The following is a 24,206-nucleotide window of genomic DNA, read 5'->3' as shown; positions in this document are numbered from 1 at the left end:
TATTCTTATAGGTGTTGTTATTAGCGTCATGGAGTGCTCTAGTCAGGCACTCCTATTTTTATGCTTACTAAATAACTATTTTATTAAATTTCTCAATTCACAAAGTACTAACTTTTTGAACTACCCCCACTTTCACTTCGTTTAGAAGAGGGGGATTCCTAAGTAAAGAGTTCTATCGAACTCTAATTTATTAGGCTATCTCCACAGTCCTTGCGGTTAGAAGCCTTATCGCTTCATTCTTTAGATTGATACTTGCGTTAATATCCCTATCATGGTGTGTAAGGCAAGAAGGGCAGTCCCATTTACGTAGGTTTAGATTTTTAACGTCTTTGTTTTGATATCCACAACAAGAACATAATTGGCTTGAAGCAAATGTTTTCGATACAACAATGACTTGTTTGCCGTACCATTTTGCTTTGTATTCCAACATAGTTCGAAACTGAGACCATGATACCTCACTAATTGCTTTTGCTAACTTATGATTCTTTAACATATTTGATACTTGCAAATCCTCTATACCGATAACATCGTGGTTTTTGATGATTTCAGTCGAGATTTTGTCCAAGTAATCTTTTCTAGCATTCGTCATGTATTCATGAATTCTAGCTACTTTTACTCGTTGTTTATTCCAGCGAGAGGATCCTTTCATTCTTCTAGAAAGAACACGTTGTGCTTTTGCCAACTTCTCTTCTAATGATCGAAAAAACTTCGGATTTTTATAGGTTGTTCCATCTGACAAAATGGCGAAATCTTTTAGTCCCACATCCATTCCAATGTAAGAGTTTGTTTTCGGAAGTTCTTGCACTTCTGTTTCAACTAACAATGACACAAAGTATCTGCCAGAAGGGTTCCGTCTAACTGTAACATTTAAAATACGTCCTTTTACTTCACGACTTTTGGCAAATCGAACAAGACCTAGTTTTGGCAATTTTATTTTGTTTCCTACAACGGCAATGTTTTCATTTGTTTGTTTTGTGGTATAAGATTGTACGTTGTTCTTCTTAGATTTGAAACGCGGGGCATTGTTTTGTTTTTTGAAAAGGCGTGTATAAGCATCCGCAAGGTTGCGAACAGACGACTGAATCGCGATACTATCCACTTCTTTTAACCAAACAAACTCTTGCTTCATGGCAGGGAGTTTGGCAGAGCATGTACCATATGTCAAACCTTTCCCTGTTTCTTTGTATGCATTATCCCATAGAGATAGGAAATGATTGAATACAAAACGAGAACAGCCAATCGTTTTATTGATTAGGGTTGCTTGTGCTTTATTTGGATAGATACGAAATTTATATGCTTTATTAATCATCATTCATTTCACCTCCATTTCGGTATGTTTCTATTATACAACAAACGTACATTCGATAGGTAGTGAAGTAACAGTTTATGTATGTCGAACAATTAAGATGGCTTCCTGCCATCCCTTGTCCGAAGCCAATTCCTCTCCCACCTACTCACTTCGCGTTCCTTGAGGAAGGAGTCTTCTTGGCTAAAATGATAAAATAAGTTAATACATATTTATTGAATACATTTTAAGTTCTTATAAAATCAAATAATTTAGGAGCTGATTAGTATGACAAGTAAACCACTAGTAATAACGCTTCCTCCTATATCAAAAACCAAAATTACATTTTATTCTTCTTCTGGTGAAGTAATTAACCACACTTTTTTTACAAACGAAACTTCAGAACCTATAGCAACGTTTGCATATTGTCCTATAGAATTCAAAAGATTTACAACTAGAAGAATGCCAATCCTTATAAAATAATTTTTCATAGATGTTTCCTTACATCCCCTAGATTTCAGGGGATTATTTTATATAGTTGCGATAGGTAAGACTTTGAAGTTATCTCCATCTTTTCCCCCGCTTAACACTGTACGTGCGACTTTCATCGCATACAGCGCCCCATCTTATTCTTCTATACTAAAGCAACTAGATTACAAACAATGTTGTACTCACCAACGTATTAATTCCCCTTTCTTACGAAAGGTCACATCATCTTACTCGATCCTGTGAGTTACATCTAATTGATTTAGTTTTCAAAGAACAAGACTAGGGACTATCCCTCCACATTTATTACATGCTTCTTCGGTACTATGTCCCCACCTTCACAAGAATGAAGCAATTTCGGTTCGTTAGAACCTTATATGCACCTGTCTGCTAGTAGGCGTTGATGACAGTTTCTTGCTTACCACGTTCCAATTGACTTAGCTATACATATATCCTTAGGTGCTTGCTTTAAGCCTGTTATCTTTACACCTTCATCGTTAGATGTTCCGAATTTCATATCATTTACTCTTACTTTTCGGTAGATAACGTCGTCATTGACGACATACACATTTCTAATGTATTAAGGCGTTTAGACCCGTACATTCGCAAGTTCGCCAGTCCATCTGGACATTCTCACCATAGATATTTTGTAGCATCCCGACCTATCCATCACCATATGATTTTTCACTTAGGTTTTGTTCAGCCGACTTCACCTAGCTTCATACAATTTGTGACTACTATCACGCCTTGCATGTAGGAGTATCAGATAAGTAGTTTCAGCTCAACCTGACGGCTTTCATTCCTACTTTCAGTCAATCAGTTGTTGTTATCAAATTGATAACCCTCCTATTTCGTGTTTGCACACTTATGAGGAAACGTGTCGCACAAATAACGCTTTTATATGAAAGTCGTACACAGTTTTGACACATCAACCATCACAATTACTTGAAAACTCGTGATAATATTAATTCGTCGAATACGCCAAATTTCGACACCATACGACAATAATATCTCTCCTATAAAATCCCTGTCCCCACAGGGATTTTCTCTTTTATTCATTACTTTTTGTTGCACTGAATTCCCATCCTGAATAAAATTCAAAATTGGTCTTACTTTACTCCTGTCGATCCAAACCCGTTATTGCCTCTTTCACTATCCGATAACTCGTCCACTTCAACAAAATGAGCTGTTTCCACTGGCGCTATAACGCCTTGAGCAATACGAGTCCCTCTTTAGGTACTTCAATGTTATCAACTAGCACACCAACTTCTCATCTAAAACCACTATCCACAGTTCCAATAACCACGCGTAACTTTGTATCACACGTCATAGCACTATGCCTCCTAATCCAAATGCATTATCTCTTCTAAGGTTCTATCCGAAATATAAGTGGTAATAATTTGTATCTTTCCGTATTTCTTTTTAGCCATTCCTATCGCTTCGCCCTCGGACCCCGCCTCAAACCAACGAAGCTTCCACTTCTCATCTTTGTCATAAAACTCTATTGAGTACGTCATAACGCTATTACGCTGCAAGAACCTCTCCGACGTACTTTTTGCTGCATAGTCAAAACTTCCCACAACATCCTCAAGTGTTAGTTGTTTCATGCCCCTAACCCCATTGGGCGAGATTTTATCTTGCTCTTATCCGCCTGGTCCATGATTAATGCTGCGATTTCTAATTGATGTCTTCCCATCTCTACTGCAATTTCAATGAAACTTTTATCTTCTTCCCACATTTCTTGGAATCGAATCACTTCACTCTCATTGAATAACAAGTCCAAATCTTCTAACGCTACATACATGTTACGACGCGATTTCTTCATGTACTTCCTTTGCTGTGCTGCGATTGTGTAATTCTCCTTTTCCAAATCCGTCCCAAGTCTCGGCATCCCATTCCTCCTCCAGTTGTAATTGATGAATTTCTCTTAGTTCGGCCATAACGGCATGACGTCTTCTATCCGATTCTTCAGGTGTAATATTCCCTGCCTCGCAAATACATGGCCCAAATTGATATATTTCCGTTCCCATATCGTTTCTGATTACTCCTGTTCCGTTACATGCACACATCTTAATTCCCCCTTAGAATGGTAGTGCTTTTCTTCTGAAATCCTTTGTATCTTTGAAAACAATTGCTCTGAAGTTATTGAAGATACGTGATACAATTCGCTCGTCATATGCCCCCTCTAAACGTTCACCTGTAAGGTTTATCGTGAAGATAGTAGAATTTACCTTGCCTTCCATCGAAAACATCGAATAACACCCTATTAATGAAGTTTGTTGCTTTTGTACTAGCATCTAACGCGCCTAACTCAGCTCCCAAATCAATGAGGTACTTGTCACAGACATCACTTACTTGCCATTCAAAGATAATTTTCTCTATTTATCGGTCGTCCAAGACATTTACAATAATGAAATTGTTGCTTGGAAACTCTCACATCGCAATGATTTACAACTTGTTCTAGAAACACTTGATTTAGCAACACAAAAAAGAGATGTGTATGGAACCATCATCCACTCAGATCAAGGATTCCAATACACATCTCATGCTCATCATCGTACGCTTCAACAGCTAGGTGCCATCGGCAGCCACTCTCGCAAAGGAAACTGCCATGACAACGCTTGTATTGAATCATTCTTCTCTCATTTGAAATCTGAAATGTTTTATCTCAATGATTATCAAACAAAAGGAGAACTGATTCAAGCAATTGAAACATACATCTATCATTATAACTACAAACGATTCCAAAAACGACTCAATCATCGAGCTCCGATTGAATATCGAATCTCAATGGCTGCTTAGTCTTTTTTAAAAGCTGTCTACTTGACGGGGGTAAGTCCATTACTAGTCTATTTTCTACATTTTAAAGTAATAATATTATTATCTAATCTTTAAGTTTCAAATCTATTTCACCCCTTATCATCCCTTAACAACAAACAAGACGCCACCCAGATCACGGCAGCGCCTACGATAATTGCTATACACTTCATCAAACTCATTTATTCTCATATTATTTATTTCTTTGCTTCCATACCCCATTCTCTTTATGATAAGTATTCTTGCCATTCATGAAGTCAGCTGTATTACCAGGAATGCTATATTTCTTATTCTTTTTCTTAGCCTTCTTCTTCAGCCTCTTCTCTTCTTGAACAGCTTGCAAGTCCGCCTTCCATTGTTTCAACAAATCCTTTTCACGTCGCATCGAATTTGTACCCCTTGGATTAAAATGCACATCATATAATTAGATTCTACCTATTTATATAATTATTTAATTCAAATGTCCATTTTGTACAAAATAAAAGAGCACCCATAATCGATAGGTGCTCAAATATATGAAGTGGGGCAACCCCATACTCCAATATATGCTTGTCCTTATTAAAAGGTGCAAAATAAAAAGAGTACCCGTCATTAGGTACCCTTCAAAAAATAAGTATGGCGCCCCAAGTTTCACCTCATATGATAACTCGTCCCACGAATTCATCATATGCTTGTCTTATTAGAATGTTCACTGTTTTAATGTGTAATTTCTATATAACAAAGAAAAAAGCACCCGTTTTGGATGCTTAATGTATACTAATATTAATATTGAATAGCTCTATTGATAGACTTTCTAGAACAATGAATACACTAGCTGAAGCTGATCTATATCCAATATTATTTCCTGTAACATTAATAGTAATCTCCGCTAAATGGGTTTGCACATCATCTTTTTCAAAAATTTTATCTTCAACCTTTTCAATTATTGCTACATTATCTACTTCTTTAAAAGTTTTCAGCAATTTTGTTTCTAATAAAGTAAAATCAAAATTTTCATCTTTAACTACATCAAATTTAATCTTCATTTTTCTTTCCCCATTTTTAACCAGTTAATATATTAACATTATTATAATTATATATACTTTTATTAGATAATTCAAAAGTTATGTTTTATAAAACTCCCCATAGTTCACATATTTAATAGAGAGAAATAAAAAAACAAATGGCAAAAGTTCCTCTTCCAAGGTCAAGATAACTCTCAACCTTCTCCAAGTCACCGCAATACTATATATTAGCTACACGCTTCACATTTGGTTAGTTCGGTGACTGGGAGAAGACTAAGAATCTTCTCGTTTATACTCCGTAGAGTCGGCTACTTAATGTCATTTTCGCCAATTTCCTTTACACAACGTTGAAAGGATTTATATCAAGACGCGTGTATTTCTTCCTGCACCTTGTTTGAACCAGCACATTAGACGGAGGGGAAGGTTCCATTGTACTGGCTCAAACAAAGAGCGGAAGCTCCTTGCTCTCGTTTTGGTCATTAATAAGAATCGTGAGTAATTACTAATGAGCGAGATCACGTATACAACTTTGTACCAGAAACGCGATGTTCATTCAATCAAGAACAACCACCCCATTTCCATTTTCAAGAACCGACATAACAGAGTAATAGACTTATATTCATTATCAACCCAGAGGACGCATTCCGAGCTGAATAGTAAATATAAATAATTTCGGAAAGCTCTTATTCCCTCTAGCCTCCGCGTCACCGAGTAACGTTATTATAATGGGAACGCTATCCCCAAAACGTATTCTTTTTTCAAAGAACTGTTTATAGGAATAGCTTATAATTTTCACGTTTTTATTTAGTCCCCCAAAAAGTTCGCGTTTTGTTCGCTGTTTTTAGATGATTCCTAGCGCTGTAGCAATCAATTTAACCGCACTTTGCTTCTTCTGGTTCTGGTGCAAAAATAAAGTAAAAGAGAATAAAGCATATATATTCCTAACGGAATCGTATCTTATGCTACAAGTCCAAACAATTGATGGACGAATTCTTTCTGATTTTGGATAGACTGGTTCCGTAAATTAATCTGTTCTTTTTTAATCATATGCATGGCTTCTACTCCAGAAAGAATGGATATAGCTGTGTCAAAAGATTTGAGCCCTAGCATAGAACGGATACGCTTCTTTATAAAGCGATGATCTTGTTCTACTATATTATTCAAGTACTTTTGTTGTCTAAGTTGCATACCATCAGGTATGCTTTTTTCTTTTTTCAACAGTTCAATTGCTATAGGATAAGCCGGATTCTTATCGACTGTTATCACACGTGGCTTTGATACATGAAAAGACCGCAAAGCTTTCTTGAAAAAGCGCTTTGCAGCCTTTCGGTCTCTTGTTTTACTTAGACAAAAATCGATTGTGTTTCCTTTCGAATCAACAGCACGGTACAGGTACATCCATTGCCCTTTAACTTTTATATATGTTTCATCAACTCTCCAAGAGTCATTGGTTTGCTTGAGGTGACGACGAATTCGTTTGTCCAATTCCGGGCCATACTGATGAACCCAACGCATAATCGTGGTATGAGAAATAGATAAGCCCCGTTCCTTCATCATTTCCACCAAATCAAGAAAACTGAGATTATACCGTAGGTACCATCTTACCGTTAACAATATTAGTTCAGGCTGATAATGCTTCCATTTGAACAAATTTTCCTTTTTCATACTGATCACACACCTTTTCTAGAGTAGTAATATCAGTATGTCCAAGTTTTATAGATTTTTTGCACCAGAACCATATATGTCACCACATGCTTTAGGTAAGTTAGCAAGAAAAAATAGATTACCTGCACACTAAAAAGTCTAGCGAACAGGTAATCTAAGTGTTTTGAGATTAATATAAAACTAATTTATTTTTTGAATTCTTCCATCAATAATAGGCTGAATTTGTTCTTTTGCTTGTTTTATATAATCTACTAATGCTTCAAAATCAGTTGGTCCTGTTTCAGCATCTTTCCCGTTTTTAAAGGACACAAATCCATCTCCACCTGAAGCTAGAAATGCGTTCGCAACGACGCTGTAAGTTTTAGAAGGAATAATTTCTTCTCCATTTGTTAAGCGAATACTTGTGACTTTTTCTCCATTTGGCTTATTCGCATCCCAAGTGTATTGGATCCCTGAAATTTGAAGCATTCTTGTTATGTCTTTTTGCCATTGTTGATTTAAAATATCACGAATGTCTTGACCCGTTAAATTAACTTTTATTAATTGATTTCCGAATGGTTGAATGCCATATATCTCTCCCCATGTAATATCACCAGCATCTAAGTCATTACGAATACCACCAGGGTTCATAAGAGCAATTTGGGATTGCATTCTTGCACGCTGGGCATCAGCAACTAAATTGCCGAGGGTAGATTCACCAGCCGTATTTAGTTTACGATCTAGTGGAGCGGTAGACTTACCAACAACTTCATTGACAAGAGGTGCGATTTTTTCTTGATATTTCTCCATCTTCTTCTTTATTTTTTTATCAGGCTCCATGCCTTCATGGTAGGTTGTAACAATTTCTGCTTTTTTCTCAACAATATCTTGTGTCTTACGATCAATCTTTACATCAACATCAGCAAAAGCCATACCATAAGAATTTGCTTGTACGAGAAGTTTATTATTAACAGTTCCATTTACATAGGTGTGGCTATGCCCTCCAAAAATAACATCGACTTCTGGATCAGTCTCATTTGCTAATCGGGCGATATCCCCATTTGTTATACCGTTCTCATTTGTTGTACCTCCGTTATGTGCAAGAACAACGATAGATTTAACGCCTAGTTTTTTTAATTGCTTTACGGACTTGTTAATGGCTTCAACTTCATCTGTAATTTCTACATTCTTTAGCATAGTAGGCATAACAAGGTTAGGAACATCTGTTGTTACGACTCCGATAAAGCCAACAGGAACTCCTTGTACCTTTTTGATAGTAAATGGTGGTAAAAATAGACGACCGGTGGATTTATTATAGAAATTTGCGGCTACATATGGGAATTTTGCTCCTTTAAAATTCCCTGTTTTTTCATGGTATCCACCATAAATTAGGCGCTTCATTTCTTCAATGCCTTCATCAAATTCATGATTTCCTATGGTTCCAACATCAAATTTTAAATCATTTAGAAATTCAATCGTGGGCTCGTCTTGTAATAATGCTGAAACAGGAGGACTTGCTCCAACAGCATCGCCAACTTGAACCTTTAATGTATTCGGATTTTGTTTTTCACGATCACGTAAATAAGCCCCTAAGTACTCGATTCCCCCTGCATCTTTATTGTTAATTTTCTTTACAGTGTCTAGTTGCCCATGTAAATCGTTAATACCGAGCATTTGTACATCTATGTAGCGGTTTGGTTCTGTACTTGCTTGAGCTGAAGGCGCAGCAAATACACTTGAAAAAGTAACTGTACTTAATGCTAAAGCAACTGGAATGATTTTTTTTAACATAAAATTTTCTCTCCCCTTATCACAATTTGACATTATATGATATAATCTGACATTATACGATATAATTTTAATAGATTAAGAGGATTATTTCTATAAAAATTCTACTAATTATAAAAAATAATAAAATTTTATTGTTTTCCGACAAAAGACTGCTTCCTCAAAAATGTGAAGATGTGAAACATCAATTTTAGGTGGGAGATGAATATCGGTAGGCGTGAGCCTACGTTTTTTATTAGGATATAAAGAAAAAGGATTCTGGTGCAAAAATAAAATACAGGAGAATAAAGCACATATATTCCTAACGGAATCGTATCTTATGCTGCAAGTCCAAACAATTGATGGATGAATTCTTTCTGATTTTGGACAGACTGGTCCCGTAAATCAAGCTGCTCTTTTTTAATCATATGCATGGCTTCTACTCCAGAAAGAATGGATGTAGCTGTGTCAAAACATTTGAACCCTAGCATAGAACGGATTCGCTTCTTTATAAAGCGGTGATCTTGTTCTACTATGTTATTCAAGTACTTTTGTTGTCTAAGTTGCATACCATCAGGTATGCTTTTTTCTTTTTTCAACTGTTCAATTGCTATAGGATAAGCCGGGTTCTTATCGACTGTTATAACACGTGGCTTTGAAACATGAAAAGACCGCAAAGCTTTCTTGAAAAAGCGCTTTGCAGCCTTCTGGTCTCTTGTTTTGTTTAGGAAAAAATCAATTGTGTTTCCTTTCGAATCAACAGCACGATACAGATACATCCATTGACCTTTTACTTTGATATATGTTTCATCGACTCTCCAAGAGTCATTTGTTTGTTTGAGGTGACGGCGGATTCGTTTGTCCAATTCAGGACCATACTGATGAACCCAACGCATAATCGTTGTATGAGAAATGGATAAACCCCGTTCTTCTAGCATTTCCACCAAATCACGAAAACTGAGGTTGTACCGTAGGTACCATCTTACCGTTAACAAAATAATATCAGGCTGATAACGCTTCCATTTGAATACATTTTCCTTTTCCATACCAATCACGCCCCCTTTTTAAAGTAATAGTAACAGTATGTCCAAGATTTATAGATTCATTGCAATTGTCCTTAAGTTTTTGCACCAGAACCGGATTTTCTATTCCCCCAAAAAAAGCACCCCACTGGATGCTTTTTTTGTTCTCTCTATAATTCGCTTAGTAGTCTCTATTCCATTTCTAAAAGGTTTGCTTGCTGCACCTTATTAATTTCTTCTATAACTGGTACGTTGGTCCAAAAGGCAAAAGGCAGCAATCAAAATCATCATCTTGATTTTCCGCAATTGGGAGCGATTATTGAATAACTCTTAGAGTTAAACAGCTTTATTGTTATATTTTTAAGTATAGTGAAGTATTCTGCATCAAAAAAAACAATTTTATTTTGACCCCATCCTAAAATCAGCATGGGGTTATGTGTGTTTGAAGTTTTAAAATTAAATACCTATATAGTCACTCTACACCTGCCCTTTAGTTTAAGTGCAATCCTTCACAAATATTAAATTTTGCTTGGGATTCTTATTCCATTAAATGGTCCAATACAAAAGAAATAGCACAATTCTTATTAGAGAATTGTGCCCAATTGTTGAAAATCAATTAATTCATTTTTTTTAAACTTCCCCCTATTAAATTTCAATAAGTATAGGTACAATCATTGGTTTTTTCTTAGTATGTGTATATACATATTGTCGTATTGATTTTTTTATTTGTTTTTTCATTACATTCCATGAGTTTCTATTTGCTTCTTGTAGCTCGTTAACAGTTTTTATAGTAAGTCGATTAACGTCTCTTCGGAGTTCCGAGAAATCTCTATCCACAAATCCACGAGAAATGGTATCGGGGTCAGAAATCAACGTTCCTTCCGCTTTGCTCATAGTTAAAATAATCATGAGCATCCCATCCTCTGAAAGTTGTTTGCGGTCTCGTAACACAATTTCCCCAATATTATCGACATCCGCCCCGTCTATGTAGGTATTCCCCACCGGTATTTTCCGGGTCTGACGGGCAATGGTATGTTCAATATCGACGACATCCCCATTATTGATGATAAACGTGTTTCCTTGCTCTACTCCAACGGATTCCCCTAACAAACGGTGATGGTGCAGCATTCTAAATTCACCGTGAATGGGAATAAAATATTTTGGTTTCATTAATGTAAGCATTAGTTTTAAATCTTCTTGATAACCATGGCCAGAAACATGCATTCCGGATGTACTTCCTGATCCATAAATCACTTTGGCTCCAAGGGCAAATAAGTTGTCTACGATACTCGTGATATTTCGTTCATTCCCGGGTATTGGACCTGCTGCAAAGATAACCGTATCTTCAGGTAAAATGTCGACACCGCGAAAGTTTCCTGTGGACAGGCGAGCAAGAGCAGCCAATGGTTCTCCTTGACTCCCCGTGCATAAAATGGCCACCCTTTCAGGAGCCATTTCATTGATTTCATGTGGGTCAATTAACATTCCATCTGGAACTGTTAAATAACCACGTTCCATAGCAACCGCTATGACATTAACCATACTTCGTCCAAGCAACGCAATTTTTCGATTTGTTTTTTGTGCTGCATTCACGACTTGTTGAACGCGACTAATATTTGAAGCAAAGGTAGAAAGAATAACTTTGCGTTCGGCTTTCATGAAAGCTGCTTCCACATGTTCACCTACTATTTGTTCCGATGGGGTCAAACCAGGACGCTCTGCATTGGTACTCTCAGATAATAGAAGCAAGACCCCTTCTTTGCCGATTACAGCCATTTTATGAATATCCGAATTCTCATTATTCGCAGGGGTTAAATCGAACTTGAAGTCCCCTGTATGTACAATATTACCCTCTGGTGTGTGAAAGACTATTCCCAAGCAATCAGGAATACTATGGGTCACTTTGAAAAAACTTACCCTTATTTCTCCAATTGTCAAGTTTGAGTTTGAGTTGATTTCAATAAGTTCACTTTCTCTTAGGAGTTTATGTTCTTTTAATTTGATTTCAATTAATCCTAGTGTGAAGCGTGTGGCATAAACGGGTACATTCAATTTTTTTAAGAAGAACGGGATCCCCCCGATATGATCTTCATGTCCATGTGTGACAATTAAAGCCCTGACTTTATCTTTATTTTCTACTAAATAAGCTATATCAGGGATAATCAAATCAATTCCTAATAAACTTTCATCTGGAAACTTATTGCCACAGTCGATAATCACGATATTGTTTGAATATTCAATTGCATACATATTTTTTCCGATTTCATTCAAGCCGCCTAAGGCGAAGATAGATAATGCATTCTCTATTGTACTCAAATTTATAACCTCCCATTTTAAATATAATCTTAGTATGCCCTTTAGGTTTCCCTTTATCAGTAGGTTGAATGCTCGAGATTCCTAGAAAAAAGGGAACTTTAGACTTGTTTTTACCTAAATATACTGACTACAACATTGATGTCTTCGTTTCACACATTGTTATCGAGGTCTTTCCTCCCATGGAGACAGCTGCTATTGAAATCACTCATGGTTTTCGATTCTTAATAACGATGCAATTCTTTTTTAAGAAATGCGCCCGATAATGGAAGATCGTTATGCAGAAGTCATGCGGCACTTACATTGTAGAATAGCCCTCTAAAACAGAAGAAGCTCTCCTCATACTAATTGCATAGCTTAGGGTGAGAACAAATTCTTCTAAATCATATCTACGTGCATTGGAAAAATCGTTGTCTTCACCTTTAACACTGAATCCACATCTCATCAGAACCTTAAGGAATACTTCAAATTATTAGCTTGATGGACATGGGACGACACCCTAATATGCTTGGATTAAAATCATTGCAAACAGCTAAAAAGGTGAGTGCAAGAATAGAAGTTATGCATATAATCAAAAAAGGACAAACTCTCCAAGATGAAAAGTTTGTCCAAAACCATGATTTCTTTGGTTCAACAATATAAAATTCAGTTCCGCTAGGAATCTTTCGTTCTTTTTTCATATCTCACTATTTTTGCATCAGAACTAACAATAGTGAATTAGAATAATGACTTAATACTTGCTAGGACAGTAAGGATACCTATAATAATGACAAATACATTGCTCATTTTCCCTCTATATTTAGCTAGTACAGGCACTTTACGAATTGCATACATTGGTAATAAACATAAGATAGCAGCAACTAACGGTCCGCTAAGGGCATCAATGATTCCAAGAATACTTGGATTTGCATAAGCAACATACCAGCATGTTAATACGACAAAAGTAAGGATCATTGTCTTAACTGTTTTTTCTCCTATATCTTTCCCGCGTGTTTTACCGGACTTAATAATCATGTCACGCATTACTTCATATGCTCCTATATAATGGCCAAGGAAAGACTTTGTAATAGCCACAAAAGCAATGATAGGAGCTGCAATCGTGATTACAGGCGAATTAAGCTCATTAGCAAGATATGATAGGATTGACAAATTCTGTTCTTTTGCCATCATAAGATCATTTGGAGTCAAACTCAAGGTACTGCTCCAAACAAAGAACATAACAACAGCGAATGTCATGATATAACAAACTTTTTGTATTTGAGCACATTTGGCATCAGTAGCTTCTATTCCATACGTAGCTCTCTGTTTCATAACAAATGACGAAATCATAGGAGAATGATTAAACGAGAATACTATGATTGGTAGTATCATCCATATCGTTCCCAAATATCCTGTTCCTGTTGAAGCAGTAGAAACACTTGAAAAACTAAGCATTGACGTATTCCACTGTGGAATCAAAGATATTGAGATAAAAAGTAGAGAAGCTATGAAAGGATATACTAGCATGCTCATTATCTTTACAGTGATATCTTGACCAAAATTTAGTATAGCGATAAGACCGAGTACTAATACAAGCGATAAAATGGCCCTTGGAGGCTCCTGCATGTGCAATTGATGCACGATAAAACTACTTGCAGTATTTGTAAGTGCAACAGAATACATTAGCACGATTGTATAAATTGAGACGAAATATACTATGTTAAAAATGATACTTGCCTTATTTCCAAAATACTCTCTTATTGTGCCTGTAATCCCCTCTTCAGCAGAATTGGAAGCATATATCATTTTAGCAAGCGCTCTATGTGAGTAATACATAACTGGATATGCAAGTAATGTAATTAGTAGTAATGATAATACCCCCCCTGAACCTGCATTAATCGGTAAAAAGAGTACTCCTGCTCCAATGGCTGTTCCAAAAAGGCTCAATGCCCAGGTAGTATCCTGTTTATGCCACTTTGTAGGATCTGGATATTTCTCATTTTTTACTGCAGTATTTTCAGCCTGAAATTCTATTTTTTTTGCAGTATTCCCATTCATATAATAATTCCTCCTTGTGTCCTATTCTTCCGTCTCTTTTTAAGGCTTAGGAATATAGACCGTTCTTGAAAAATGAATTGCTTACAAAGTGCGCCACATCGTGTGTCCTTCTTCTAAGTTGATCAAAATCGAAAAATTTGCTAGTCATCAACCTGATGGGTTTGTTAGCTCTTACAAAACACTTTAATTATATAGTAGTATATTTTAGTGATAATGGCTCTCAATATACAGACATCCTTAGGAGAACAATTGAGAATAGGATTGTTAACTATTTCACAATATTTCCGATAACTGTTTATTAATTTGATTGTTTCTCCCCAAAGATTTTATTTTTAATGGCAATCCCTGTAGGTGTGGCCGCAATTCCGCCTAAACCTGTCTCTCTTAATTCGCGAGGCATCTGTCTTCCAACTCTATACATCGCTTCAATAACTTCGTCTGCATTGATGATATTGTTTACGCCGGCTAATGCGATGTCTGCTGCTGCCAAAGCATTTGCCGTTCCAATAGCGTTTCTCTTTACACAAGGAATTTCTACCAAACCAGCGACCGGATCACAAACTAGACCGAGTAAATTTTGTAATGCGGTTGAGAAAGCTTCAGAAGATTGCTGTGGCGTTCCTCCGGCAGCTTCTACCGCTGCTGCAGCCGCCATTGCTGAGGCACTGCCTACTTCAGCTTGACATCCTCCGTACGCTCCTGAAATACAAGCGTTATTTGCGACTATCGTTCCAAATAACGCTGAAGTGAATAGAAAATGGATCATATCTTCATGAGTTAACTGCAACGTATCTTTAATACTATATAGGACTCCCGGGATCGTCCCACTCGCACCTGCTGTTGGGGTTGCACAAATAGCCCCTAATGCAGCATTTACTTCATTAACACCGATAGCACTTTGAATCCCTAACACCATCAAATCTCCAGAAAGAGTTTTCCTATTTTCTCGATAGTTTTTAATTTTAACAGCATCACCTCCGGTTAAACCGGTCGGAGAAAATACCCCGTCGCCCTCGATACTTTTATTTATGGCATTTTCCATAGTCGCTAAATTTCTTTCCATTTTACTCCAAGCTTCTTCATAAGAAGTTTTAGTTTGTTCGATTTCCTGTTCGATTGCTAATTCATAAATTGGCTTTTGGCTTTTATTAGCTGCATCCACAATTTCTTTTATGGTCATATACATATTTTTTCACCCCTTAAAGTAACTAAAGAATAATGATATTAGCTATATTGCTTAAATTTCCTAATTCCTTCTGAACATAACCCGGCAATAGCGAATCCAAAGCGAATGCATATAAATATTTTCTGTTTTCTTCTAAACTATGAAAGTTGTTAATTTCCACATCATATTGTTTAAAGATCCTGCGTAAGACAAATTCAAAGTCAGCTCTTTCGGAAATCGCAATAATAACTGGCAATGGCCCCTGCAGATCTAAGCTAAATCCGTCAATTTCAACATGTTTGACTTCAATTAATCCACCGCCGACCGAAATACCCATCGTTCTAATACTTCGGCTTTCATCCTCTAAATATACATCTGCCGTATTTGGATGACCAGCAGGACTATCACCCGCTTTTTCAATAAAGGTAATGTCAATTCCTTTAGATTCTGCTATTTTAATAGCATCTGGCACTTTGCTGTCATCGGCAGCAAATCCTAATATCCCAGCAATAATTGCAAAATCAGTTCCGTGTCCTTTATGGGTTTCAGCAAATGATTCATAATACCTTACCACGACTTTTTTTGGAAGACCTTGAAATAATTTATTGGCAACTGTCCCAATAGCCAAAGCACCTGCAGTATGTGAACTTGAAGGACCTATCATTACCGGCCCAATCACATCAAAACAACTTTTGTATTTAACAACCTTTTTTTCTTTAATAGCTGCTACATTCATGTTCATATAAGCACCCCCATAATTTATTATTTTTAATTGCAGTTGAATCTAAGTTATTAGAATGACCAATTCAAAATAAGATCGAGTTGATAACGCTTTCATTTTTCGTGTTAATAAATTTCCCTTCTGACCACACACCTTTCTTAGAGTAATCGTATCAGTATGTCCAATTTTAGAAGGTTACTTGCAAGGTCTTTAGAATTTTTGCACCAGAACTAGGTTTGATATTTTCTCTAGAGGTAATAGATTATCTCTCGACGCCCTCATTATAACTTGTATATTTATGAGTTTAATATTTTTTTATTTTTAGAAAGATTGAATAAACAGAATCTTGAATGGATAATAAATTACACTTGGCATGTAGCAATTGTGTCCATTGTTTGAAGCTGTATTAGTTAGTAGAAAAGCAAAAATAACACAGAGTTCCTTTCATTAACACATTGATTATATTGGAAAATCATTATAAAGATACTTATACTTTCCTTTGTTGAAACATCTTATTTTAGACGTGAAAGCTGTTGCAATAAATGATTAATGTAGATGGAAAGGAATAAATTAATGAAATATAAAATCTTTTCCGGATATTAATGATACATTTTGCATTTATATACATTTTCAGAAAAAAGGAACTTCTTTTTGGGGTGGAATCACATCGCTATCAAGCTAAGATTTTGAAGACCCCCAAAAACGAAATTTTATCTCGCTACAGTTAGTTACTTATAAGAATTTAGATTCGTTTGAGATAACATTAAATTTCTTAACTTGATGGTGATGAAGCGAGACCTCGTTTAGAAAAAGCATCCTATTTGGATGCTTTTTCTAAATGAATATATTACTATCTAACTGCTGCTATTGATCGTCTCAAAAAATCCAGTAACTTCATCATAAAAAATACTCCTAGATTTATCTAGGAGCATTTTTTATGAAACAGTATTTTTTATTTGCTTATGAACCACTTTATTATAGCAACCATGTTTTACTACTTGCCTAACATCATCTACTTCTATTCCCATTATCTCTGAAATATCTACAACAATTGTATTCTGTAGAACACTCACAACATATCCCATTAATTGCAAATTAGAATTTTTACGATATGAAAATTGAACGTAATTCCCAATGGTTACCTTTATTTTATACTCCATTTGGTACCCTCTCCAATTGCTGCGTAATTTTTCTGTCTAACTTTTCGGGTTCAGTTCAATGTATGGTGACCCCAAATAGTTGTAATTCGTCATACACAGAAACAGACATATAAAACGCCATCCTTTCCTATGATTCTACAGAAAGAATAGCGTATTTTTTCATTCTAGGGGGCATTTCTTTTTATTAGCTTGATAGCGATGTGGCGGTACCCCCGGTATAAAAAAAACCGGAACGAATCCGGGTTAAATGAAAATGTTGTCCCTTTTTATTATCGATCCCAAAACGCTGGCGGTTCAATCCCAAGTAACCGTAAGTAAATAAAACCTTGGCCTCGATGGTGGATTTCATTTTCCAACGCATAATGTAGACGTTCGAAATGACTCATTTCGCCACCAAAAAAGGGATCTTTTTCTACGGTGTGCAACCGTTCCTCGGTGATTTTTGGCCACCATTTTTGCACAACCTCCTTTGTTTCATGACAACCGTCTAAAAGTTCCTCTTTGGTCGAAACACCAGCAAAAGGTTGGCTATATTCCCATTCACCGAGAGCGATACCGCGTATATATCCGCGTTCAATATCTAGTATCTCTAAAATCATTTTTGAGAATGGCCGCAGCGGTTCGACCGGTGCAAAGGTGAATAACTTGTCTTCAGGAAAAGCCGCAATTGTTCGAATGGTTAAACGACGATTCTCATCCAAAATTTCGCGAAATTGCTCCAATGTCATGACCATCGTTGGTCGCCTCCTTAATTAGTTGTCCCTTTCATTTTAAAACGTCAACCCTGACAAAAGTAGTCAGTTAAAAGAAAGAATCCTAACCTTTTCAATATGATTCCGGTCAAATCCTTTAATGTTGTATAAAAAACGAATATTATTTTCCTATTTTTGGACAATTTGCGTTTCGTCATTTAATTGCTGGTTTTACCCTTTTTAGGGTCATTTGGAATGTCCGCTATTACTTGTTACCTCTTTTAGTTCCGTTGCTACACACAGGCTAGTTCTTGTTCATATGACCCTAAGCATCTTATCATTCTATCAACCTCCCCCCCCCCCAACAAGGAACTAGCCCCTTCTAATTTCCCTTTCCTTAGACCTAAAACATGAAAGTAAACTTTTGAATAGAAGTTTACTTTCATTTTCGTCAATAAGAAAAACCACAGCAATCGCTGTGGTTTTGACTAAAACTATGTTGTAAATGCTCATAGCATTGTATGTTGGATTTCAATTATAAGTTCCAATGTAAACTTATTATTATTTATTTACATTCAAATCCCCTTATTCATTGAGTTCAAACCAAATCCCCTGATATCCTCAAAATACACAAAAAAAGTATACATTCAAAACACTACAAATAAAGAAGTGATTATAGCTAAACATAAATAACTAATTCACTTAATCTATGATTATCAACAATTAAATAAGGGTGGGTTATTTTTTAGGTAACCCACCCTTATTTAAAACTAAAGAATCTGCGTTAGTTCTGAATTCAAAACTCGTTGTGCAGTAATAATAACATTACCAGGTGCTATTCCGTAGACACTGTATAAACCACCGTTTTGATTAGGAACAATTTCAACTTCATATTGAAGTGCTTGTCCCAAAGTAGAGTGAACTAAACTGAGATTTATAAATTCAGAAGCATTAGCAGCCACATTAAAGTTTATCTGTTCGATTAATGTTCTTGTACCGTCAAGTTTAAAAGATCTAACTACCCCAGTAAGTGGACCTGCAGTACGATTGAGAATTTTAACCCTAGCTCTAGTTGCATTAGTAGGTTGATTTCCTACGTTTTCAATAGGACCAGTAGAGAAAGGCATTTTAAATTCACCTCCTACTAAATTAAAGGATTAATAACCTATAGATTATAGTTTCATAGTATTCAATACTTTATTAAAATGATCTAAATCAATTAACCAATTTGTTTTAAAAATAAAAATGAAGTTTACATAACCTATCATTATAGGGATTCAATGTATTTAGAAGACTATTAAAAGTCCTCCAGATTGTTTAACTGGGGGACTTTCGTGTTCATATAATTCTCGTTATTGGAAGTGCATTTAAGACCATCATTAACTTAATAAGAGTCTAATAACTCAAGTTTCTTAGCCCCCACCTCACACTCAAAAACAAGGAAAATAACGGAACCTGGTAATACACCCTTTTTTGTGGGCAGGGTTGCACATATTTATAAAAAAATACTCTTGTCCAATCCATTATCATTCTCTAGTCATTTAATATTACAAAGGGGGTGAGAACATGAAAAACAATGAAAAAATCACGTTTCGATATGTAAAAAATGATGGTGAAGAAATTAATTTGGGAGATCTTACTGATAAACGAAAAATTGTCATTGTCATTAATAATCAGATTACATTTGCACCAAATACAACACAAATTGCCAGTGGAGCCGGACAAAACAGTGCAGCAGGAAATAATGCAGCAATCGATTCATCGAATACCGAGCAGCAACAAACGGTGGGCGCTGGAGGCAAAGCGATAAATAAAGGAATTAGTGGGGAGCAGATTGAGCCGCATAAAATGAAAAAAGAAAATTCGGATGAAGAGGTAGAATTTGTACTTATCATCAATAATCAAATTAATGAAACCAGTGAGGAACAGGCTAGTGCTACTCAAGTGGCAAGTGGTGGTGGAGATGACAGTGCAGCGGGAACCAACGCTGCCATCGAAAGTTCTAATACCAAACAGCAACATGCAGTGGGAGGCGGAACGGATAGTTTAGCAAAAAACGAAGGTGAAGAAGGCGACCAAATAGAAAAATCAGAAAAATGCAAAAAACGCAGAGAAAAATGCAAAAAACGCGATTAAAGAAAAAAATCTGGATTTGAAGATCCAGATTTTTTTTGACACGGAGTTTTTTTTGAACGTTTAAGTGAAGATAATCCAGATTCTCAAAAAGAATTATTTGAGGAAGCATATAGTTTTTTGAAAGAATAATATATACATATCTAGTTAACATAACGTCTCATTATTGATAGTATCCAAAAAAAGAAAAGGCACCCTAAGGTGCCTTCCTCCGACTTGAACCATCTTAATTTTAATAATATGTATTGGACTCCCATCCAAATATTATTTTACCATGTTAAGTAATATTTGGGTACCGCCAGCATTTTTGGAAAAAACCACGTTAAGCAAAAAATACAATAAGCTGCCCATATGGACAGCTCATTTACATAATTCTCGAAAGCGGAAGTTAAAAGTTTTTAGTTTCTTGCTCAATTAAAGCGCCCGTTAGTTAAAGATTATGGATAATTAATTTGAAAGTGTTTTTATCTAAATACACCTTTTCTTTTGGAAAGCCAATCTTCTAAGGCATCTTCGTGTAGTTTTGTGAATAATTTCGGTATTTGGTCTATTGGGAAGTATTTTAAATCTAAAGTCTCAATACCATCTACAGTAAGTTCCCCGCCAATTGGCTTGCATTGAAAACAATGAGTGATAGTCTGAGCTTTATCTCCGTTCGGAAACTCACCAGAATATTTAGAGTAGACACCTATAAGATGTTCAACCTCAACATTTAATCCTGTCTCCTCAAGTATTTCTCGTTTAGCGGTTTCTTCAAGAGATTCTCCAAGTTCCATAGCACCACCTGGAAGACCCCACTCATTTCTATCTCCCCGTTTTTGTAAAAGAATTTCATTTCGTTCGTTATAAACAATACCTCCAGCAAAATTAAGAAATATTAAATCGTGCCCTACTTTTTCCCGAATATAACGAATGTAGTCCTTATTTGTAGTCATAAATTTCCTCCTATTTATATATAAAATACAAATTAATTATATATAAAAATAGAAGGAAATGGTAATAAAAATGATAGTATTCCTTATTCAACTAACCTGCCATTTAGTTGAATAAGGAACAGTGTATATCCTATACATGTTAGGTTGACAGGTTCTGGTGCAAACATTTTTTGAAGATATAAAGAAGTAAAGAGATTCCTAACGGAATCCGCTTTTATGCTGGAATACCGAATATTTGATGAATGAGGTTCACTTGCTTTTGGACAGACTTCTCTTGAGAGGTTTGTCCTTTTTTCATCATATGCATGGCTTCAATCCCAGCAAGTATCCATTTGGCAGTCCGAAAGGACTTTAAACTTAACATAGTACGTATGCGTTTCTTGATAAAGCGGTGATCCTGTTCCACAATGTTATTTAAATATCGAATTTGCCTCACCTTCACACCTATCGGCATGCTTTTTTCTTCATGTAATGCTTTGATAGCAACAGGATATGCTGGGTTCTTATCGACTGTAATCACTCGAGGTGTTACGGAATGACAGGAAGCCAAGGCTTTCTTCAAGAAGCGCTTGGCTGATTTAGCATTTCTATTCTTGCTCAGATAAAAATCGATGGTATTTCCTTCAGAATCCACAGCACGATACAGGTACATCCATTTCCCTTTGACTTTTACATATGTCTCATCGACTCTCCAAGAATCATTGGTTTTCTTTAAATAGCGTCGAACTCGTTTGTCTAACTCAGGGCTATATTGATGTACCCATCGCATGATGGTAGTGTGAGCAATGGACAGACCTCGCTCCTCCATCATTTCCACTAAATCACGAAAACTTAGATTGTACCGTAGGTACCATCTTACTGTTAGCAAAATAATATCAGGCTGATAGTGCTTCCATTTGAACGAATTTTGCTTATTCACACTGAACACCATCCCTTTTCTAGATTGATAGTATCAGTATGTCCAAGTTTAAGAGATTTTTTGCACCAGAACCGTTTGTTTTGTTAGAGAAAAATAAAAAAACAATTAAATAGATTAATTGTTTTTTCTATGCAAAATCTTTTTTTTGAAGTAACCTATAATACTTGAAAAGATGAAATCCCCCAATGCGAGTGGCATATAGATAAACCATATCTTTAATATCGCCTTGGTTTCTCTATGATTAGAATCCTCCATTCAAATCACCTTATCCCCTTTATTTATCTATATTTTCATTTTAATTCCATTAAAAAGAAAATTATACCATATATTAAACTAATAGTCTTTATTTTCAAGGAAATTCTCAAAGTCTTTTACCCTTATCTTTCCTTAACAACAAACAAGACGCCTACCAGATAACGGCAGCGCCTACGATAATTGCTATTGATTTAATCATTTAGCGTTTAATCCCTAATTTTCTTTGTGCAATTTTAATCACATCAGGATTAACTAAATCTTTAACGTTTATGTCAGCTTCTTTTGTATCTACTTCAATAATACATGAGTGCGCATTACCTTTTTGCATAGCTTCTAATTTGTCTAATAGCTCATGATAATCACCATGTTCATCTACAAACGCCTTGCACGTCCCAACTGTCAATGCTCCCACTGGGTCTTTATCAGCCCATTGTCTAGCAGCTTCTTGCATAATGTAACCAAACTGGTGTGAGTTATTAGCAATAAATTGTTGTACCCACCATTCATCATCCTCCCTTTTTAGGTGTCCAAATTGTCCATTAATGTGTAATTTCTATACAACAAAGAAAAAAGCACCGGTTATGGATGCTTGATCTTAAATGTTTGTATTCAATCACATACTGCCCATATTTTACACTTAGGACAACGAACGACAGTGAACCCTACAAAATCATCATAATTTTCTTCTATTTCTTCTTTAAGTAGTTCCGTATTACCATCATATATAATATCTAAAAATGGTTTATGTACTGCATATAATTCTTCATCCACAGTTACTGTAATCCATCCATCGTCTAATATATCACCTGGTGTGACTTCATTTCGAATACTCAACATTTCGTATTGTTCAAAATCACCGTTTTCACAATCACATCCTGGATCACCTAGTCCAGTTCCAAGATAATGCAAATTAGCATGTTCTAATATATATTGTTTAATCTTCTCATCATCCGTATCAATAGCTATTGCATTCGCTCCGGCATTATACGAATGTGTAAATTTCTCTTCAATTAACTTCACTATAATCACCATCCCTTTTACATTAATTATAACAAAAAGCCATCACCGGAGTGACAGCCTTTCAAGGGGATGTGAGAAAAGAGAGAAAACAAATGGCAATAAGTATCTCTTCATTTAAGGTTGATGTGAGGTACTCTCAACCTTCTCCAAATCACCGTATCAACTAGTATGGCTATACGCCCTGTGTTCGGTGACTGGGAGAAGAGCGAGAATTCATATTCTCAACTTTATATTTCTCTTCTCGTTTATACTCCGTAGAGTCGGCTACTTAATGTCATTTTCGCCAATGTCGAATTATAAAAGATTTATATCCAGACGCATATGTTTCTTCCTACGCCTTGTTTGAACCAACACATAAAACTGAGGGGAATGTTCAGTTTTATTGGCTCAAACAAAGAGCGGAAGCTCTCTGCATAGCGAAAATTCGTGAGTAATCGCTATAAGTGCAATGCCCTGTCAAAATTGATGAAGAAGCCCTTTATTCTTGTTTTTCTTTTTAAAAACGCGATGTTCATCCAATCAAGAACAACCACCTCATTTCCATTTTCAAGAAACGACGTTAACAAAGAATAGAAAGGTTCTTATGTTCACCATCAACCCAGAGGACATGGCGGTCTCTGAGCTGATCACTAAACATAATAGAAACAGTATGACGAATGCGAGTTATCTCACACCCGCCACACTGGAATATGTCATTGTTAATAATTCATTGGTCTTTTCGTCTTAACGCGGGTTCGTACCGCCTTGCCCGCCCTACTATGCGGTATACGTTACCGTGACATTCTCGCATAAGAACGTTTCACTTATAGGTGTACTAATCCTCTTCGTTAT

Annotated in this window: 23 protein-coding genes and 3 pseudogenes; 4 read left to right on the top strand and 22 right to left on the bottom strand. The window is 36.0% G+C overall.

The window, feature by feature from the left end; all coding sequences use genetic code 11:
- Positions 1–190: 190 nt before the first annotated feature.
- The gene (tnpB, locus tag NSQ47_RS25815; protein ID WP_341038494.1) at positions 191–1,312 is read right to left on the bottom strand and encodes an IS200/IS605 family element RNA-guided endonuclease TnpB; all 1,122 of its coding nucleotides are present in this window, start codon (positions 1,310–1,312) and stop codon (positions 191–193) included.
- A 261-nt stretch (positions 1,313–1,573) separates the two neighbouring features.
- Between tnpB and NSQ47_RS25810 the strand changes: the two genes are divergently transcribed.
- Entirely contained in the window at positions 1,574–1,768 is a 195-nt protein-coding gene (locus NSQ47_RS25810) for a hypothetical protein (RefSeq protein WP_341038492.1), read from the top strand.
- Positions 1,769–2,880: 1,112 nt separating this feature from the next.
- Here the strand turns inward: NSQ47_RS25810 and NSQ47_RS25805 are convergent.
- From NSQ47_RS25805 to NSQ47_RS25785, 5 genes and pseudogenes are all read right to left on the bottom strand, one after another.
- A pseudogene (locus NSQ47_RS25805) lies at positions 2,881–3,119 on the bottom strand (dUTP diphosphatase); the annotation flags it as partial.
- Complete coding sequence (locus NSQ47_RS25800) at positions 3,115–3,378, bottom strand: hypothetical protein (protein WP_341038490.1); 264 nt, start codon at positions 3,376–3,378, stop codon at positions 3,115–3,117. The gene NSQ47_RS25800 and the pseudogene NSQ47_RS25805, both read right to left, overlap by 5 nt.
- Positions 3,375–3,662 (bottom strand): helix-turn-helix domain-containing protein, encoded by a 288-nt coding sequence (locus NSQ47_RS25795; RefSeq protein ID WP_341038488.1) that lies wholly within the window; start codon positions 3,660–3,662, stop codon positions 3,375–3,377. Before NSQ47_RS25795 ends, NSQ47_RS25800 begins: the two co-directional genes overlap by 4 nt.
- Positions 3,577–3,840 (bottom strand): hypothetical protein, encoded by a 264-nt coding sequence (locus tag NSQ47_RS25790; RefSeq protein WP_078175166.1) that lies wholly within the window; start codon positions 3,838–3,840, stop codon positions 3,577–3,579. Before NSQ47_RS25790 ends, NSQ47_RS25795 begins: the two co-directional genes overlap by 86 nt.
- A 12-nt stretch (positions 3,841–3,852) precedes the next feature.
- Positions 3,853–4,096 (bottom strand): annotated as a pseudogene (locus NSQ47_RS25785) (ATP-binding protein); the annotation flags it as partial.
- A gap of 30 nt (positions 4,097–4,126) precedes the next feature.
- On the opposite strand from NSQ47_RS25785, the gene NSQ47_RS25780 reads away from it, so the two are divergent.
- Positions 4,127–4,573 carry an IS3 family transposase gene (locus NSQ47_RS25780; RefSeq protein ID WP_341038486.1) on the top strand — a complete coding sequence of 149 codons (447 nt, stop codon included), beginning with the start codon at positions 4,127–4,129 and terminating at the stop codon, positions 4,571–4,573.
- Positions 4,574–4,781: 208 nt separating this feature from the next.
- On the opposite strand, the gene NSQ47_RS25775 is transcribed toward NSQ47_RS25780, so the two are convergent.
- The 6 genes from NSQ47_RS25775 to NSQ47_RS25750 form a co-directional block, all read right to left on the bottom strand.
- On the bottom strand, positions 4,782–4,973 hold the full coding sequence (locus NSQ47_RS25775) for a hypothetical protein (RefSeq protein WP_242309262.1): 192 nt from the start codon (positions 4,971–4,973) through the stop codon (positions 4,782–4,784).
- 361 nt (positions 4,974–5,334) lie between these two features.
- Complete coding sequence (locus NSQ47_RS25770) at positions 5,335–5,613, bottom strand: hypothetical protein (RefSeq protein WP_341038481.1); 279 nt, start codon at positions 5,611–5,613, stop codon at positions 5,335–5,337.
- 936 nt (positions 5,614–6,549) lie between these two features.
- The gene (locus tag NSQ47_RS25765) at positions 6,550–7,257 is read right to left on the bottom strand and encodes an IS6 family transposase (protein ID WP_341038479.1); all 708 of its coding nucleotides are present in this window, start codon (positions 7,255–7,257) and stop codon (positions 6,550–6,552) included.
- Positions 7,258–7,437: 180 nt separating this feature from the next.
- Complete coding sequence (locus tag NSQ47_RS25760; protein WP_341038477.1) at positions 7,438–9,027, bottom strand: bifunctional metallophosphatase/5'-nucleotidase; 1,590 nt, start codon at positions 9,025–9,027, stop codon at positions 7,438–7,440.
- Between the two features lie 314 nt (positions 9,028–9,341).
- Entirely contained in the window at positions 9,342–10,049 is a 708-nt protein-coding gene (locus NSQ47_RS25755; RefSeq protein ID WP_341038474.1) for an IS6 family transposase, read from the bottom strand.
- Between the two features lie 621 nt (positions 10,050–10,670).
- Positions 10,671–12,341: a ribonuclease J gene (locus tag NSQ47_RS25750; RefSeq protein ID WP_341038472.1), complete on the bottom strand. Its 1,671-nt coding sequence runs from the start codon at positions 12,339–12,341 to the stop codon at positions 10,671–10,673.
- 498 nt (positions 12,342–12,839) lie between these two features.
- Here NSQ47_RS25750 and NSQ47_RS25745 point away from each other — a divergent pair.
- A pseudogene (locus NSQ47_RS25745) lies at positions 12,840–12,980 on the top strand (IS6 family transposase); the annotation flags it as partial.
- 75 nt (positions 12,981–13,055) lie between these two features.
- On the opposite strand, the gene NSQ47_RS25740 reads toward NSQ47_RS25745, so the two are convergent.
- The 6 genes from NSQ47_RS25740 to NSQ47_RS25715 all read right to left on the bottom strand — a co-directional run bounded on the left by NSQ47_RS25740 (position 13,056) and on the right by NSQ47_RS25715 (position 19,240).
- Positions 13,056–14,375: an aromatic amino acid transport family protein gene (locus NSQ47_RS25740; RefSeq protein WP_002144101.1), complete on the bottom strand. Its 1,320-nt coding sequence runs from the start codon at positions 14,373–14,375 to the stop codon at positions 13,056–13,058.
- 298 nt (positions 14,376–14,673) lie between these two features.
- The gene (gene sdaAA / locus NSQ47_RS25735) at positions 14,674–15,561 is read right to left on the bottom strand and encodes an L-serine ammonia-lyase, iron-sulfur-dependent, subunit alpha (RefSeq protein ID WP_002120780.1); all 888 of its coding nucleotides are present in this window, start codon (positions 15,559–15,561) and stop codon (positions 14,674–14,676) included.
- A 22-nt stretch (positions 15,562–15,583) separates the two neighbouring features.
- Complete coding sequence (sdaAB, locus tag NSQ47_RS25730; protein WP_341038468.1) at positions 15,584–16,282, bottom strand: L-serine ammonia-lyase, iron-sulfur-dependent subunit beta; 699 nt, start codon at positions 16,280–16,282, stop codon at positions 15,584–15,586.
- Between the two features lie 914 nt (positions 16,283–17,196).
- A complete protein-coding gene (locus tag NSQ47_RS25725) occupies positions 17,197–17,421 on the bottom strand; it encodes a DUF2187 domain-containing protein (protein WP_002144097.1) in 225 nt (74 codons plus the stop codon).
- Positions 17,422–17,690: 269 nt separating this feature from the next.
- A complete protein-coding gene (locus NSQ47_RS25720) occupies positions 17,691–18,155 on the bottom strand; it encodes a DinB family protein (protein ID WP_098988315.1) in 465 nt (154 codons plus the stop codon).
- Between the two features lie 728 nt (positions 18,156–18,883).
- Positions 18,884–19,240: an ATPase gene (locus tag NSQ47_RS25715; RefSeq protein ID WP_341038466.1), complete on the bottom strand. Its 357-nt coding sequence runs from the start codon at positions 19,238–19,240 to the stop codon at positions 18,884–18,886.
- A 439-nt stretch (positions 19,241–19,679) separates the two neighbouring features.
- Here NSQ47_RS25715 and NSQ47_RS25710 point away from each other — a divergent pair, with 439 nt between their 5' ends.
- A complete protein-coding gene (locus tag NSQ47_RS25710; protein WP_341038464.1) occupies positions 19,680–20,249 on the top strand; it encodes a hypothetical protein in 570 nt (189 codons plus the stop codon).
- A gap of 461 nt (positions 20,250–20,710) precedes the next feature.
- Here the strand turns inward: NSQ47_RS25710 and NSQ47_RS25705 are convergent, their stop codons facing one another.
- The 4 genes from NSQ47_RS25705 to NSQ47_RS25690 form a co-directional block, all read right to left on the bottom strand.
- The gene (locus NSQ47_RS25705) at positions 20,711–21,181 is read right to left on the bottom strand and encodes an NUDIX hydrolase (protein WP_048374232.1); all 471 of its coding nucleotides are present in this window, start codon (positions 21,179–21,181) and stop codon (positions 20,711–20,713) included.
- Positions 21,182–21,395: 214 nt separating this feature from the next.
- Entirely contained in the window at positions 21,396–22,100 is a 705-nt protein-coding gene (locus NSQ47_RS25700; RefSeq protein WP_341038462.1) for an IS6 family transposase, read from the bottom strand.
- 454 nt (positions 22,101–22,554) lie between these two features.
- The gene (locus NSQ47_RS25695; protein ID WP_341038460.1) at positions 22,555–22,806 is read right to left on the bottom strand and encodes a hypothetical protein; all 252 of its coding nucleotides are present in this window, start codon (positions 22,804–22,806) and stop codon (positions 22,555–22,557) included.
- Positions 22,807–22,964: 158 nt separating this feature from the next.
- Positions 22,965–23,375 (bottom strand): hypothetical protein, encoded by a 411-nt coding sequence (locus tag NSQ47_RS25690; protein ID WP_341038459.1) that lies wholly within the window; start codon positions 23,373–23,375, stop codon positions 22,965–22,967.
- Positions 23,376–24,206: the final 831 nt, after the last annotated feature.

The sequence above is a fragment of the Bacillus sp. FSL R10-2780 genome (genome assembly GCF_038006125.1).
Lineage (GTDB): Bacteria > Bacillota > Bacilli > Bacillales > Bacillaceae_G > Bacillus_A > Bacillus_A cereus_U.
Note: the sequence above shows the minus strand (reverse complement) of the source record. Positions and strands in the feature narration are given on the sequence as shown.

Bases quoted from the DNA above. Each gene is read 5' to 3' on its own strand.
- tnpB (WP_341038494.1), bottom strand. From the start codon at position 1,312: ATGATGATTAATAAAGCATATAAATTTCGTATCTATCCAAATAAAGCA.
- NSQ47_RS25810 (WP_341038492.1), top strand. From the start codon at position 1,574: ATGACAAGTAAACCACTAGTAATAACGCTTCCTCCTATATCAAAAACC.
- NSQ47_RS25800 (WP_341038490.1), bottom strand. From the start codon at position 3,378: ATGAAACAACTAACACTTGAGGATGTTGTGGGAAGTTTTGACTATGCA.
- NSQ47_RS25795 (WP_341038488.1), bottom strand. From the start codon at position 3,662: ATGCCGAGACTTGGGACGGATTTGGAAAAGGAGAATTACACAATCGCA.
- NSQ47_RS25790 (WP_078175166.1), bottom strand. From the start codon at position 3,840: ATGTGTGCATGTAACGGAACAGGAGTAATCAGAAACGATATGGGAACG.
- NSQ47_RS25775 (WP_242309262.1), bottom strand. From the start codon at position 4,973: ATGCGACGTGAAAAGGATTTGTTGAAACAATGGAAGGCGGACTTGCAA.
- NSQ47_RS25770 (WP_341038481.1), bottom strand. From the start codon at position 5,613: ATGAAGATTAAATTTGATGTAGTTAAAGATGAAAATTTTGATTTTACT.
- NSQ47_RS25765 (WP_341038479.1), bottom strand. From the start codon at position 7,257: ATGAAAAAGGAAAATTTGTTCAAATGGAAGCATTATCAGCCTGAACTA.
- NSQ47_RS25760 (WP_341038477.1), bottom strand. From the start codon at position 9,027: ATGTTAAAAAAAATCATTCCAGTTGCTTTAGCATTAAGTACAGTTACT.
- NSQ47_RS25755 (WP_341038474.1), bottom strand. From the start codon at position 10,049: ATGGAAAAGGAAAATGTATTCAAATGGAAGCGTTATCAGCCTGATATT.
- NSQ47_RS25740 (WP_002144101.1), bottom strand. From the start codon at position 14,375: ATGAATGGGAATACTGCAAAAAAAATAGAATTTCAGGCTGAAAATACT.
- sdaAA (WP_002120780.1), bottom strand. From the start codon at position 15,561: ATGTATATGACCATAAAAGAAATTGTGGATGCAGCTAATAAAAGCCAA.
- sdaAB (WP_341038468.1), bottom strand. From the start codon at position 16,282: ATGAACATGAATGTAGCAGCTATTAAAGAAAAAAAGGTTGTTAAATAC.
- NSQ47_RS25725 (WP_002144097.1), bottom strand. From the start codon at position 17,421: ATGGAGTATAAAATAAAGGTAACCATTGGGAATTACGTTCAATTTTCA.
- NSQ47_RS25720 (WP_098988315.1), bottom strand. From the start codon at position 18,155: ATGGTCATGACATTGGAGCAATTTCGCGAAATTTTGGATGAGAATCGT.
- NSQ47_RS25715 (WP_341038466.1), bottom strand. From the start codon at position 19,240: ATGCCTTTCTCTACTGGTCCTATTGAAAACGTAGGAAATCAACCTACT.
- NSQ47_RS25710 (WP_341038464.1), top strand. From the start codon at position 19,680: ATGAAAAACAATGAAAAAATCACGTTTCGATATGTAAAAAATGATGGT.
- NSQ47_RS25705 (WP_048374232.1), bottom strand. From the start codon at position 21,181: ATGACTACAAATAAGGACTACATTCGTTATATTCGGGAAAAAGTAGGG.
- NSQ47_RS25695 (WP_341038460.1), bottom strand. From the start codon at position 22,806: ATGCAAGAAGCTGCTAGACAATGGGCTGATAAAGACCCAGTGGGAGCA.